Genomic DNA, 14,254 nt, shown 5'->3' with positions numbered 1-14,254 from the left:
CATTAATAACATTTACAATGTTACTTTGCGCTTTTAGCAAATCTCTTAAACCGTCTGCTTTAATACTAGCTAATTGGATTCAATTAAGTATAGGTAATATAGTAATATAGAGTAGACGATAAGTACAAAAGTAAAGATACCTAAGTTATAAACGGGGTAAACTAACATACTCTCCCATTAACCTCTGTTGTAACGGGAAATTTTTTCTACATTACTGTTAAAAATTCCTTGTTCAACAAAACTGTTTAAATTCTTAATATTTCCACTAAAAACTCAGAAACAGGACTCTTCGAAGACTTTTAAGTCAGTTTCTGTATGCCCTACAATATCGTTAAGATAATTTTCTAAATATTAAAATTCTTTATCTAGGCACATTTATTGCTATAGTTAACAACTCTTACACGTTTAATCTGTTGTTCTGAATAACAAGCCAAGGTCCTTTGACTACACCATAAATTAGATTCTCTTGCTTTAAAACCATCAGTGGACGGGACTATTCTACGTCTATACAATAGATTCAAGCAAGTGTCTCCAAACTTTTAGTGAGATATGCTTCCTTGCGCTTTCGATGTATCCCAGTTGACTATAGTGGGGACATTCTGCGAAGATTTTAGGTAAACTAAGCTAAGTGTAAATATTTACTATTGGACAATGACTATAGCCGACTTTCTAACGAACGATACCCATTTAGTTGCCCTGCTCTACCTAACTTTTAGCGTTCTCTATCTGTTGATTATTCCTGGAATGGTTTATTTTTATCTAAACAGTCGTTGGTATGTAGCTAGTTCTTTTGAACGGGTATGGATGTATTTTTTGATGTTTTTCTTTTTCCCAGGAATGTTAGTATTGAGTCCTTTTTTAAATTTTCGGCCTAAAAGGCGCAATTTAACAACTTAATCCAGAAAATCACTTAAATTACAAGATGTAATACAACATGCGACGAATTGATGTTATTGCCATTGGGATTACTGTTTTTGCCGCAGGCGGAGTGGCTTATCTATTTTTTCAGACTGTAGGATTTGATGAAATATCAGCTGGAATTTGGAGTCAAGCCTTATTGATAGTAGGTCTAGTTGGCTGGACACTTACCTACCTGTTTAGGGTGATGGGTAAAAAAATGACCTACAATCAACAAGTTAAAGACTATGAGGATGCAGTCTTACAAAAACAACTTGAAGCAATGAGCTCAGAAGAACTTGGGAAATTACAACAGAAAATCGCACAAGAACAATCAACGTCTGAATGTTAATCAATAAAAATTGTATTTGACCTCTGTAAGGGTCAACACCCGTTTATCCCTTCTAACTTCCGACTTGGTAATTTACAACTATGACTTCGGTTTCTGATTGTTTCCAATCTCTACGCGATCAAGGTCGATGTGCCTTAATTCCCTTTATCACAGCTGGTGATCCTGATTTAGATACTACTGCCCGAGCTTTACACCTTCTTGATAGTTTAGGAGCAGATTTGATTGAATTAGGGGTTCCCTATGCCGATTCCCTGGCTGATGGACCTGTGATACAAGCGGCCGCCACCCGTGCCTTAGGCCATGGGACTAAATTGCAAGATATCTTAGGGATTGTTAAAAAAGTTTCCCCAGAAATTAAAGCCCCGATTGTTTTATTTACCTACTACAATCCTATTTTTTATCATGGAGTAGAAGCTTTTCTGAAACGAGTTAAAGAAGCTGGTGTCAAAGGTCTAGTTGTTCCTGATTTGCCCCTGGAAGAAGCTCAGAGCCTGTTAAACTCCGCAGCTGCGGAGAGCATTGAGGTGGCCCTATTAGTTGCCCCTACTAGTCCGATAGAACGAGTTCAGGCAATCGCTAGTCAATCTCAGGGGTTTATCTATTTGGTGAGTGTGACTGGAGTAACGGGAGTACGATCACAAGTAGCCAGTGGGGTAGAAGAGTTGATCACTAGTTTACATAGTATTACTGACAAACCTATTGGGGTCGGTTTCGGTATTTCCGAAGTTAAACATGCAGTTCAGATGAAAAATTGGGGGGCGGATGCAGTGATTGTAGGAAGTGCTATTGTTAAACGGTTATCTCAGGGAACTCCCGAAGAAGGATTAAGTTCGGTTGAAAAATTTTTTAGATCTTTAAAACAAGGGATCAATTAACCCAAACTTGTCTGACCGTTGAAACGCATTGAGTATCTAGTGATATCTCTGTGGTGGAGTGTCACGTTGAAGATTAATTCTTAAAAATTCCTATGTCATCTTCCCAAAAAAGAATCTTATTCATTAGTAATGGACATGGAGAGGATAATCACTCTTCCTATGTGATTGAAACCTTACTCGAACTTTGTCCGGACCTAGAGATAGCAGCAATGCCTATTGTCGGGGAGGGGAATGCCTATCGTCGGTTGAATATCCCGATTATTGGGCCTACTCAGAATATGCCATCTGGAGGATTTTCCTACATTAACCGTTGGCGTTTTCTCACAGACCTCCGAGCGGGATTGATTGGGTTAGCTTGGAAGCAATTAAAAGCAGTTTGGGAATATGCCCCTGCTTGTGATTTAATTATGGCAACAGGGGATACTGTGTCCCAAGGGTTTGCCTATTCTACAGGATATCCCTACGTTTCTTTTATTTCCTGTCTATCAAGTCTTTATGAAGGGAAATTATATATTGGTCCGTTTATTGGGCATTTCCTGCGATCACAAAAATGTTTAGCGGTGGTGACTAGAGATCCCTATACCGCTCAAGATCTTAAACGACAAGGAATCACTAAAGCCAAATTTGGCGGAATTCCTTCTCTAGATAAACTCATCCCTACGGGAAAAGATCTACATCTTAACCCCAATGTTCCCACTATCGCCTTACTTCCAGGCTCGAGACTTCCTGAAGCAGAGCGTAATTTTAAATTACAATTGAACCTTATTCTAGAAATTATTAAAGTGATGCCCGCCGATCACATTCAATTTCGGGCAGCGTTAGTCCCCAAACTAATGAACCAATTAGCCGAAATAGCCAACAATGAAGGATGGGAACACAATGAAGGTCAATTAACTTACCAGTCTGATCACGGAATAGCTGAAGTTAGGTGTTATTCTAACGCTTTTAGCGACATCCTACACAATTGTACCCTAATGTTAGGAATGGCTGGGTTAGCAGTAGATCAAGGGATAGCCTTAGGAAAACCAGTCATTCAAGTCCCAGGAGAGGGCCCCCAATTTACTTATAAATTTGCCGAGGCGCAAACCAGACTCATTGGTAGTTGCGCTCAAACTATCGGAACCGGACCTGCTACTCGAGAAACCCTGCGTGAAGCAGCCAAACAAATAGCAGAAACGGTAGCGGATAAGGAGTATTTAGCCACCTGTGTTGAAAAAGGACAAAAACGCTTTGGTCCACCTGGAGCATCTGTTAGAATCGCTAAACTTTTATTGAATTATATGGGAGATTAAATCCAAATAATGTTCAGTAAAAAAAGATAGCAAAGTTAAAAAAATTATTTTCTTCTTATGAGGAAGGAGGTTGGTATCGTCAATTTGTCAAAGTTTAATTTTGGCAAAAGTCTCAGATATAGAATGATTTCCCATCTCATCAAGAATTATTTATATTTTTCTCAAGGAGTTCAATAGAGCGACCTGCGTCTAATCTAAAATATAAAAATATATCCTAATTTAATTAGGATTAGGTTTCTATAAGAGATTTGTAAATTAAAATAATCGACAAAAAGATAGAACAATCATATTTTACTTACCTTACTGATCTGGCTCTATAAAAACTTAAACAATTCCTCAATAAGGTTTTCAAGACGTTAATATTAATAATTTCATATGACAGGTTTAGTAACCCCACTAATCTAAAGTTTTCGAGCTTATTAGCTGATAATCTATGATTATAAATCTATAAAAGCCAAAATCATTGGTTTATTGTTAATTCCTTCAGGTCTATTTTCAAGTATTGAGCAGGTTCTTAATGAGGAAAACAGTCCTCATCTATAAAAAAATGAATAAGGGTATGTTCGCAATCTAAATTACTAGTTAAAACTGCATGGTAGCATTGAATAATCTAATCTTAGAACAGATAAATTAAGCTGGATAAATTTATCTACATAAGTCAAATTAATTGAGAAAATGTGTTACAATACCACACTAGTTTATCTAACCTTTCTCATTGAGAGAGGTTAGATAAACTAGTGTGGTATTGGACTCAATGACTATTGATATTGACAGTAAAAAAAATTTACTGACTGTGCTGATATGTTAAACACCTTAACTGTCCAATACTAGCTAAATTTTAAAAGATTAATTTAAAAGATTAATTACCAATAATGACTATAAAAAAACGATCAAATTGGTGGCGAATACTTCCATATTTATGGACACAATGGTCATTAATTATCAAAGGACTATTCTGTATTTTAGGATTTGTATTTATAACTCTTTGTTTGCCATATCTTGCCGGCAAAGTAGCCCTATTTATTGGTAAAGGAGATGTAGAGAAAGTTGTCTATTGGTTAGGGTTAGGAACTTTGGCATTTTTAGTTCGGGGAATCTTTCAATATGGGCAAAATATTTTTATGATTGATGCTGCCCTTATGATGACTTTCTCCTTACGAAAAGGAGTCTATACTCATCTCCATAAACTAGGATTAGATTTTTTTGAAACGGCAAAAACTGGCGACTTGACCTATCGTTTAACAGAAGATATTGATCGGGTTGGGGAAATTATTGATAAACTATCTCATCAATTTATTTCTAATTTTCTTCAATTAATTGTCATTCCTGCTTATATGTTTTATTTGAACTGGCAGTTAACTATTGCCAGTTTCATTTTATCTCCCTTAATGGCTATTTTAGTAAGTCATTTTGGGGGAAAACTATTACTATTATCCCGTCGTAGTCAAAATCAAGTTTCCAATCTTTCAGCCTTATTAACAGAAGTTTTTAGTGGTATTCGAATCGTTAAAGCGTTCGCCGCCCAGGACTACGAAGTCAAGCGATTTGCCCAAGAAGCAGAGCGTAACCGTCAGTCTAAATATCATGCAGAACAACTCAAGGCATTTCAATATCCAATTGTAGGGTTTCTCGAAGCGATTAGTATTATGTTGCTTTTCCTGATTGGAGGCTGGCAGATTTCCCAAGGAAATCTAAAATCTGAGGAATTTGTTAGTTATTTGGCAGCTGTTGCTTTGTTGCTGCATCCCATTGACTTAATGACCAGCAATTACAATGAATTTAAACAGGCTGAAGCATCAATAGATCGTATTTTCGAATTAGTTGACTGTACACCAAGTATCGTTGAGAGTCCTAATGGGTTAATTCTACCCCAGGTGACAGGAAGAGTAGAATATTCCCAGGTTAGTTTTGCCTATCAACCCGGTCAACCAGTTTTGCGGGGACTATCCTTATTAGCCGAACCTGGTCAAATTCTTGCCTTAGTGGGGTCTTCTGGGGCTGGTAAGACGACTTTAATCAATTTATTACCCCGTTTTTATGACCCTCAAGAAGGTCAAATTTTTATCGATGGAGTAGATATTAGAAGTGTTACCTTAACTAGCCTCCGTCGTCAAATTGGTATTGTTCCCCAAGAAACTACTTTATTTTCGGGAACGATTGCCCAAAATATTGCCTATGGACGAGAAGAGTTGGAGCAACAGACCATCGAAGAAGCGGCTAAAATTGCTAACGCTCACTCATTTATTAGCAAATTACCCCAAGGCTATCAAACTTGGGTAGGGGAACGCGGAGTTAACTTGTCGGGGGGACAACGGCAACGAATTGCAATCGCTCGTGCTGTTCTGCCCAATCCTCGTATTATGATACTAGACGAAGCTACATCTGCGTTAGATTCTGAATCCGAAGCATTAGTACAAGAAGCCTTAGAACGGGTAATGGAAAATCGCACCGTTTTTGTGATTGCCCATCGTTTAAGTACCGTCCACCGCGCTGATTGCATTTTAGTTTTAGAAAAAGGACAAGTCGTTGAGTTTGGAACTCATAGTGAATTGTTGGTGAAAGAAGGCCGTTATGCTAGATTCTATAAAAAACAATATGCAAAAGGAAAGAAAGATTTTTAGTTGATAGGTTTAGAGAAGATCAAAAATGTTGTAGAGCCTTGCAGGCTTTCACAAGATACTTAATGTTATAGGTTTCAAGATTCCTAATCCCAATTTTATAAAATCTAGCCACACATTTCCGTAGGGATTAACCTTTGTCAATTTTTACAAAGTCCACGTCTGTGGTTTGAGTTGATGAAGATGGTGTTATATAAACACTATTGGGAAAAAAACTAATATCTAAAACTTTAGACAGTAGTGATTGTAATCTATGGATTAAACAAACAATAAATTTTGTATAAAAAGGAACAATTTAAATTGGATGAATTGAAATAATTTAATCAATTTTACCTCACCTGTCATCTAAAATAATCAATACATTATAGTATTGATTATTTTTTTGAAAAATTGTTTGAGTTGATAAAAATTTACTTATCGTTAAAATTATTCCCAAATCAGAGTATTTTAGAGTTTAAAATAATTTTCACTAATCAGAGTTGGGTAGAGTCATTTAATCGAGAAATTTAGAAGATATGGAGAATAATAATGGACGTGCTTTAATGAGCATTAAAACATGTCTAATAAAAATTGAAAAAAATAGGAAGTCATTGTACATCTTCGCGCTGAAATTCAAAATCTATTAGAAGATAGTCCCAGGTTAAAACCAGAATTAGAAACAATATATCCTAAGCTTATTAAGTCGCCACTCAATCCGTATCTAAACTGTATAACCTGTCTATGGATATTAATTTTTCTTTAAAATAAGTATTTAGATGATAATCGGTTCCAACCCAAATAATAATAAATTTATATTCTTAAAATAAGTTAATAAGTCCTTATTTTTAAGGTATTTATTAAACTCATTAGGTATTTTTCTGATTTTATTTTCTATTTCCTGTTACCCGTTCCCTTTTATTAAAATCTTTGGCTTATAACTAAATTAGCCATTAGTTGATAGCGATCAAACAGTAGAGAATAATTTATAGGAATTAGGCATTGACAAACTCACTTAAATATAGTTTGTATTAAAACATAAAGTAATCACTAAAAATAAAGAGAAGAAAACTGATAAAAAATAGGGCTTATCAAGATAGAAGATGGCTATCAAAACTCTTATATCGTTTAGACCTCTGTCATTGACATTCGATCGCTGAATCCCAATTTTCAAGTTGCAACTGTTTGTTCAATATATTTGACAATTTGTTTCATCACGGCATGAGTCTGTTCCAGCGAAAAGAATAATGAAGCTGTCGATTTATTCAATGAAGTTAAATAAGATATTGACATCATAGGTAAAGTATTAAGTATGAGTGATTCAATTGTAAAAAATTTTACAGTAATGCAATCTTAAGTAAATTTACTGGCTATTTTTGGTCAGAAAATAAACATAAAATTATCAAACCAAATATATAGTGATCGCTATTTCAATTAGGCTGTATCAATGGGTAGCTTTAAATTTAAACATGCTCTAAAACCTACCGCTATATGCCTTCCGTCTGTACTACGGTTTAAATGATTCAAAATCTGCCATTTACGATCACCATCCGCCTTGATTGTCTTAAGTGTAAATTTTTCTAAATTTTCGTAACTCTTCTAATAGAAAAGACTTTGTTAATTGAGTCACGTTTAATCAAGAAATTTGTTCTTTGATAAGAGCTTTAGCTCCAATTACAATATTTTACATTTTCCGTTAAATGATGCCTCCTTATTTGGACAACGTCTAGAGTTATTTTTTAACCGAATTCATAAAAGCTTTCATTGTTTTATTTATTTATTCTTATTTAATTATTTTAAAGTAATTAAATATTTTTTTAAGAAAAAATTAGAAAATTTGGACTATATTTAATCTATTAATAGACGTTATTTTTTAGTAAATTAATCTTTAAATAACTCTGGTTATAAAATTGCTACAATTTAAGCACGCTTGATTTAGCATATATATCTTAATAACTTCAAAAAATTTGAGCAATTTCTAACGCTAAATTAGGACAAGGAAGAATTGTCAAGCAAAGTCCATTTTTGCTTCTAACTTCAGCTTAATTTTTAAAACATAAACAATTGTAGGATTAAATATAAGCTATAATATTCAATATTTTAGTTTTCCTAAAAAACAATTAGACTATTAATATATAAACAGTTTACTACTTTATATATTTAAGTAAGGGAGTGACAATTACTCATTTTGTGTTCACTACTTAGCTATGATTTTACGAAGGAACCGTTTAAGAACTTTTTTGAGTGTTTTATTGATGAAGAAGTAGACTTTGGAGATAATTTTGATCATTTGGTGGCTTGGTATCAACACAGAAATAATACAATTTTTTTAAGTCTTAAAATTTATAATTTAAAAATTTAAGACTTAAAATGTAATAATAAAAATTAATAATTTTGTTGGTACAAAATATAATAATAGAATTTAATATCAACAGATATTAAATTCTATTACTCAAAGTAGTTTTGAAAACATGAGTAAAAATCAGCAGAGTTGGTTAAGTAAACTACCCAAAAGCATGCCTCCATTTATTCGTAATGGAAAAGTAGGAGATTGGAACAATTATTTATTTTCCCTCACAACAGACAAAGATTTTAAAAAATAATTTAAATAAGGAACTGCAGGAACAGTATTAGAAACACTCTGGAGAGATATTTAATCTACTTCTTCGAAGTCTGATCAAATGGAGTTAGATTACTTATTAAAAAACTCTACTTTTTTTACAAAAAAATTAACAGTTTAATTGTTAATGTTAATTAAACAGTCTTTCAAAGCATAAGCAACTTGCTGTTGTTCTTTAAAGGAAATATCAGGGAACATCGGTAAGGATAATACTTCACGGACTGCTTTCTCAGTTACCGGAAATGCACCAACTTCATAACCTAACCCTTGGTAAACCTTCTGTAAATGCAAAGGAATGGGGTAATAAATCATGGAAATAATTCCTTTTTTCTGTAATTCCTTCTGAAGGTAATCACGGAAACCTTCAGTTTCTCCTCCTTTATTTTTAACTAAAATAGTGTATTGATTCCAAACATGATACCCTCCGAATAACTCTTGAGGCAGTTGAATTCCTAAGATGAGTTTGAGCAACTGATGATATCGTTGCGCCACTGCTCGCCGTTGTTGGTTCCAACGATCTAAATAACGTAATTTAACTTGTAAAATTGCGGCTTGAATAGTATCAAGACGGCTATTTATTCCGACTAAATCATGATGGTAACGTTGACGGCTACCATGTTCCCTGATAGTACGAATAGTATCGGCGAGCACATGATCATTCGTGGTGACAGCTCCCCCATCTCCACAGGTTCCTAAATTTTTCGTGGGAAAGAAACTAAAACAACCAATATGGCCAATATTTCCTACCCTTTTCTCGTTCCATCTCGCTCCTGTTGCTTGGGCACAGTCTTCAATCACATAGAGATTGTGACGTTGAGCAATGTCCATAAGTTGATTCATGTCAACTGGTTGACCGAACAGATGAACCGGAATAATGGCTTTTGTTTTGGGGGTAATTGCCTTTTCTAAGAGGTCTATATTTAAATTAAAGGTCGTGTTATCAATATCTACAAAGACTGGAGTAGCCCCAGTCATAGAGATAGTTTCTGCAGTAGCAATAAAGGTAAACGGAGAGGTGATAACTTCATCCCCTAGCCCAATATTGAAGGCGCGTAAGGCTAAATAAAGAGCATCACTTCCAGAATTACAGCTTACACAATGAGAAGTTCCCACATATTGGCTAAATTGTTGCTCAAAATCACTAACAGCATCACCACCAATATAACGACCCGAGCGAACCACATCGAGGACAGCTAGGTCTACTTCTTCACTAATTAGCTTGTATTGACGGACTAAATCGACTGGGGGAATTGTATTCACTCGTACCTACCCGGAATTTATATTTTATGAAAACAAATTTTTTACTTAAAAGCAATTAATCTTATCTATTTTGAAGCTTGATTTAACTGCTATCGTAATCCTTCAGAGAACACCACTGGTGTTGGGTTGATAGGCTATCTCAAAGCGTAGAGTGATTATATCCTGAAGGTTAATGTCTGGGAAATGTTGATTTCGAAATTGAAGGTAGTATTCTATTAACTGCCATCGATACATTAAAAGTCTGAAAGGTCTGTTTTTGCGAAATAGCCAGTGACATCAATTTCTAGCACTAAATCAGGAGGCGAGTTTAAACGCCAATTTTAGACATTCTTTAGCAAATACAGCGTACCAACTTTGGGGATAAAAGCAATAATCAGGTTCGATCTCACATTCTTCCGACAATTTCATAGTCACTGGAGTAAAACCATCGTGTTCTTGCTGGGTCTGTTCGAGAAGCGTGGCAATAATGTCAGCGATTCAATGGACATTTCGTCTGTGTTTAGGATAAGAGAGACATTAATAGAATTTCTCCATTACGGCACTTTAAGTGAGAAATTTAATCCTTTTACCTTTGTTAGCATCAATCTCGATGTTCCTGCCAAGTTGTAGATAATTTGATCTATTGATCCTGGTGGAAGTTGAATATTTCCCGATGAGACGAGAGCGAACATGAGTTAATCAATCACGAAGCATACCAAATTGACTCTACCCGTTGTGCAATTTCTGATAACTGTTGCTGTCGAATTTTTGGACTTAAAGTCATTTCAGTTTCCTCCAACAAGACCGTAACATGACCTATTTTTCTTCCTGGGCGAACATTAGTTTTTCCATACCAATGAACGTAAGAACCAGGAATTTCTGAGAGTTTCTGCCGTTTTTCTGGATAATCTTGCTTTGAATATTCATAACCTAACAGATTTACCATCACAGCTCCTAAACAGTTTAACTCAGTTGACCCCAATGGTATTCCTGACAATGCCCGCAACTGCATTTCAAATTGAGATATTTCACAAGCATCGAGGGTATAGTGTCCTGAATTGTGGGTACGGGGAGCAATTTCATTAACCAAAACCTTATTTTGAGGAGTTAAAAACAGTTCGATCCCAAAAATTCCCACCACTTCCAATTGAGTCAATAAATTAATGGCTATCTGTTTTACTTCTGTTTGAACTTCTGTTGAAATATCTCCAGAGACGATCACCCACCTACATACTTGATCCGGTTGGTAAGTTTCTACCAGAGGATAAACTGCTACCTCTCCAGTGACACTACGGGCAGCCATGACGGCTAATTCCCGTTCAAAGGGAATAAACTCTTCTACCATGACTCCTCTTCCCTTCAAACTTTTGGCGGTGGTTTCTAGCTCCTCTGCATTTTTAACAATAAAAGTCCCCTGACCATCGTAACCGTGACGACGAACTTTCAGCACAACCGGAAAGGAAAAGTCGAGAGAGGATAGGTTTTCTAGAGTGGTAAATTTAGGTACAGGTAAGCCAATGTGCTGTAGATAAGATCTTTGCTGATATTTATCCAACAATGGAGTAAGAACTCCCAAACTAGGACAAAAACGGACCCCTTTTTCTTCTAAAGGTTTGAGGACCTCGAGATCAATAAACTCATTTTCAAACGTAATTACATCACAATGAGCAGCCAGATCGATGGTAGCTGCTCTATCACTAATAGGGGCAAAAATGACCTCCGTTGCAATAGACACGGCAGGATCGTCCTTCTGGGGCGTTTGAATGATCAAATCAAAACCCAACTTTTGAGCAGCCTTGGCCATCATCCAGGCTAACTGACCTCCTCCAATAACACCAACGCGCTTCACTGTCATTTGAGTCATGAAATTAACTATCGACAACCTAGAGATTCACGAGTACTTATTCCCGTTTTAGAATTAACTCCGTCAGCGCGGTCGCAAAGTTTGGCTACCTGTTGACTGTCTAGAACTGCTAGGGTAAAGTCAGCCCCAGTAATATTGGCATTGTCAAAAATTGTCCTCAGCATAATCGCTTCAGTTAAGATAGCATCTCTTAAGTCAGCTCCTTTAAAGTTGGACAGGTAAGCTAAACTGTTAGTTAAATCAGCCCCATGAAGGTCGGTTTCAATCAAGTCTGTAGCATTAAAAACTACTCCATGCAAGTCAGCATCCCTAAAACTCGCGTCAGTCAAATCTACATTAGTAAATTGTGCTGTCTTTAGGTCCTGTCCTGAAAAATCTTTACCAATTAACTGTACATCTTTAAAACTAGCTGCCTCGCCAGTCACTGCCGAAGAACCGGCTGCTAGGACAGACAATGGACTCACGAAAAAAAATACAAATAAGAGGGAAAATAGCACCAATTGCAGGAAATATTTCATTAACTCAATCGCTAATAACGTACCGATATCATCGTCTTCGATTGTAAAGGAAAATTGGCTCCCCTTACTTTTAAAATTAATAGAAATCAACGGCTTGTTTAGCCTTACACCTAGTAGAAATTCCACCCATTTTCATTAGGGTCTCTAACGACTTCTGCCATAGAACAAATTTAAAGTTCTCACCGTCAACACTTGGGGGGGAGTAGCGTCGGGAGGATAGAGAAAATCAACTTCGACTTCTCGTCTTTCTCCTGGTTCGAGGTTAATTCTGACTAAAGCATCCCCCTGTTGTCCCCGTCGTTGAACCAAATGAAAATAACGCTCTTGGAGTTGACCATTTCGAGTGGCATAGGCAACCTTTATGGTTCCTCGGAAAAATACCTGACCTTGGGGACGATAGGCAAATACTAAACGATCAGCATGTTCATTTTGTTTAAAAGGAGTTTGGAGAGAAATCTCAACGGTTTGCTTTTCAGAACTCTTGTTAGTTACTGGGAGAATTAAATTGTAATGTACTCCATAATTCCCATGAGCGCGGTAGGCAGTGTCGGGATATCGAACGACCATTGGTGCACTTTGAATTTGCTTGGTTCCATGAGTTCCCGTAGTGACTGTACTCAAGGGATAAGAGAAAGCTTTTCCTCGCTGAGGAATACTCAGATGGATTTTGTTAGGTCTATCGGTCAGTCGTGCTACCCATTCAGACCCCACGGAAATACCGGCCACTCGTCCGTAAATTGTGTTTTCTCCTAAATCTTGATCCATTGGTGTCGGAGGAAGATCCCTCGGAGTAACTAATTTTCCAGTGGTAATTAAATATCGCCATTCGTTAAGAGTTGGTTTTCTATAGATTATTTTCTTGGGTTTATTTTTATCCTCACTAATTTCGAAACGAGGAACTTCGTATAAAGCTAAATTAGCCATGTAGACAGGGCCGTTACTGTAGAGACGCATGAAAGTTGAACGACCATTGCTTGGACTAATGGGCAATGTAAATAACATCCGGCTCTCGCTCGGTCTCAGTATTATACGGGTAGGAAATTTATTATGATTAACTCCTCGTAAAATATCGCTCATTAATCGAGAACCTGGCCCCGAAAAAACTTGTCCTGATGGATCTTCGACTAAAGAAGGTAGATTAATAAATGGTGCATCAGGAGAAGTACGATAACTTGCTCCCTGTAAAACTTTAATGATGATTGTTTGGGAAGTAGGGTTATGAACGAGCAGTCCCTGATAAAGAGTTCTTTGTGTGTAAGCTGGCCGAGAAATATGGTGGGTGAAAACGTCAAAACGTCCTTGTAGCGGTTTATTTAAGTGGGCGTTGGGAAATCTTTTTCCACTTGAGGGAAATGTTGACAACAGGATGCCTTCAGTTTCGATTACTTCAGGACTGTTGCTATTGAAAACTAACACATCGTTGAGTTTTCCTGGAAGAGTCCTAACTTCCTGAGGTTGGGCAATAAAATCTGGGCTAGCCTCCCGAAATGTTAACGGGTAAATAGTTTGAGCCACTATGAGTGATGATAGAAGGGACAGCATAGGCTGAGAACAGCAGGTCTAAAAATTTAATTCTAGCTTTCCTTAAGATTGCCGTCTTTAACTCAAGATTGTCAATCCCTGGTCAAAGTTGTAATTTTCTACAGATCCTAACCTATCACATTCGTTCTTTATTACTTTTACATCAGCACTCAGCAATGGGAATAAAAATTGGTTAATATCTTTGGGATGAGTGAGCGCCCAAGCAATCAGTAAATAGTATTTTAAACTTTTCCATTATTTCTACTAGCTAAGAATTAGTCAAATCTATTTTTTTAAAAAAAAATTAATAAACAGGTGAAAAGAACTAGGTTTAATCTCCAATTTTATTTGTTAGAATAAAATAAAAATAATTAAGATAATATTTTTATCCGAGTAAGAAAAGTATAAAGAGGTATAAAAAATATTTTATAGATAACTGAATGATGAAAGTTCTATATTAAACTTAATTTCCTAAACTAATA

General features: G+C 36.1%; 10 protein-coding genes and 1 pseudogene. 6 read left to right on the top strand and 5 right to left on the bottom strand.

What is annotated here, in order from left to right:
* Positions 1-389 precede the first annotated feature (389 nt).
* Positions 390-503: pseudogene (locus P3F56_RS10500) on the bottom strand (RNA-guided endonuclease TnpB family protein); the annotation flags it as partial.
* A gap of 148 nt (positions 504-651) precedes the next feature.
* Between P3F56_RS10500 and ndhL the strand changes: the two are divergent.
* The 6 genes from ndhL (at position 652) to P3F56_RS10495 (ending at position 8,613) form a co-directional block, all read left to right on the top strand.
* Positions 652-897, top strand: a complete 246-nt coding sequence (gene ndhL / locus P3F56_RS05600) for an NAD(P)H-quinone oxidoreductase subunit L (protein WP_405054738.1) — start codon at positions 652-654, stop codon at positions 895-897.
* Positions 898-934: 37 nt separating this feature from the next.
* Positions 935-1,249, top strand: coding sequence for a DUF3007 family protein (locus P3F56_RS05595; protein WP_281151941.1), 315 nt, complete (start codon positions 935-937; stop codon positions 1,247-1,249).
* A gap of 80 nt (positions 1,250-1,329) precedes the next feature.
* Positions 1,330-2,124, top strand: coding sequence for a tryptophan synthase subunit alpha (gene trpA, locus P3F56_RS05590; protein ID WP_281151940.1), 795 nt, complete (start codon positions 1,330-1,332; stop codon positions 2,122-2,124).
* A gap of 92 nt (positions 2,125-2,216) precedes the next feature.
* Positions 2,217-3,416, top strand: coding sequence for a lipid-A-disaccharide synthase-related protein (locus P3F56_RS05585; RefSeq protein WP_281151939.1), 1,200 nt, complete (start codon positions 2,217-2,219; stop codon positions 3,414-3,416).
* Positions 3,417-4,294: 878 nt separating this feature from the next.
* Positions 4,295-6,037 (top strand): ABC transporter ATP-binding protein, encoded by a 1,743-nt coding sequence (locus tag P3F56_RS05580; protein ID WP_281153736.1) that lies wholly within the window; start codon positions 4,295-4,297, stop codon positions 6,035-6,037.
* 2,408 nt (positions 6,038-8,445) lie between these two features.
* Positions 8,446-8,613 (top strand): sulfotransferase domain-containing protein, encoded by a 168-nt coding sequence (locus P3F56_RS10495; protein WP_405054783.1) that lies wholly within the window; start codon positions 8,446-8,448, stop codon positions 8,611-8,613.
* 134 nt (positions 8,614-8,747) lie between these two features.
* Here the strand turns inward: P3F56_RS10495 and P3F56_RS05575 are convergent, their stop codons facing one another.
* The 4 genes from P3F56_RS05575 to P3F56_RS05560 all read right to left on the bottom strand — a co-directional run bounded on the left by P3F56_RS05575 (position 8,748) and on the right by P3F56_RS05560 (position 13,793).
* Positions 8,748-9,890, bottom strand: coding sequence for a DegT/DnrJ/EryC1/StrS family aminotransferase (locus P3F56_RS05575; protein WP_281151938.1), 1,143 nt, complete (start codon positions 9,888-9,890; stop codon positions 8,748-8,750).
* A 682-nt stretch (positions 9,891-10,572) separates the two neighbouring features.
* Positions 10,573-11,724, bottom strand: a complete 1,152-nt coding sequence (locus P3F56_RS05570) for a 5-(carboxyamino)imidazole ribonucleotide synthase (protein ID WP_281153735.1) — start codon at positions 11,722-11,724, stop codon at positions 10,573-10,575.
* Between the two features lie 17 nt (positions 11,725-11,741).
* On the bottom strand, positions 11,742-12,251 hold the full coding sequence (locus tag P3F56_RS05565) for a pentapeptide repeat-containing protein (protein ID WP_281153734.1): 510 nt from the start codon (positions 12,249-12,251) through the stop codon (positions 11,742-11,744).
* A gap of 144 nt (positions 12,252-12,395) precedes the next feature.
* The gene (locus tag P3F56_RS05560) at positions 12,396-13,793 is read right to left on the bottom strand and encodes a DUF3370 domain-containing protein (protein ID WP_281151937.1); all 1,398 of its coding nucleotides are present in this window, start codon (positions 13,791-13,793) and stop codon (positions 12,396-12,398) included.
* Positions 13,794-14,254: the final 461 nt, after the last annotated feature.

This window comes from cyanobacterium endosymbiont of Epithemia clementina EcSB (assembly GCF_029919255.1).
In the GTDB taxonomy this organism is placed as follows: domain Bacteria; phylum Cyanobacteriota; class Cyanobacteriia; order Cyanobacteriales; family Microcystaceae; genus Rippkaea.
This window is presented reverse-complemented; position numbering and strand designations above follow the sequence as displayed.

Bases quoted from the DNA above. Each gene is read 5' to 3' on its own strand.
- trpA (WP_281151940.1), top strand. From the start codon at position 1,330: ATGACTTCGGTTTCTGATTGTTTCCAATCTCTACGCGATCAAGGTCGA.
- P3F56_RS05565 (WP_281153734.1), bottom strand. From the start codon at position 12,251: ATGAAATATTTCCTGCAATTGGTGCTATTTTCCCTCTTATTTGTATTT.
- P3F56_RS05560 (WP_281151937.1), bottom strand. From the start codon at position 13,793: ATGCTGTCCCTTCTATCATCACTCATAGTGGCTCAAACTATTTACCCG.
- ndhL (WP_405054738.1), top strand. From the start codon at position 652: ATGACTATAGCCGACTTTCTAACGAACGATACCCATTTAGTTGCCCTG.
- P3F56_RS05570 (WP_281153735.1), bottom strand. From the start codon at position 11,724: ATGACAGTGAAGCGCGTTGGTGTTATTGGAGGAGGTCAGTTAGCCTGG.
- P3F56_RS05585 (WP_281151939.1), top strand. From the start codon at position 2,217: ATGTCATCTTCCCAAAAAAGAATCTTATTCATTAGTAATGGACATGGA.
- P3F56_RS05595 (WP_281151941.1), top strand. From the start codon at position 935: ATGCGACGAATTGATGTTATTGCCATTGGGATTACTGTTTTTGCCGCA.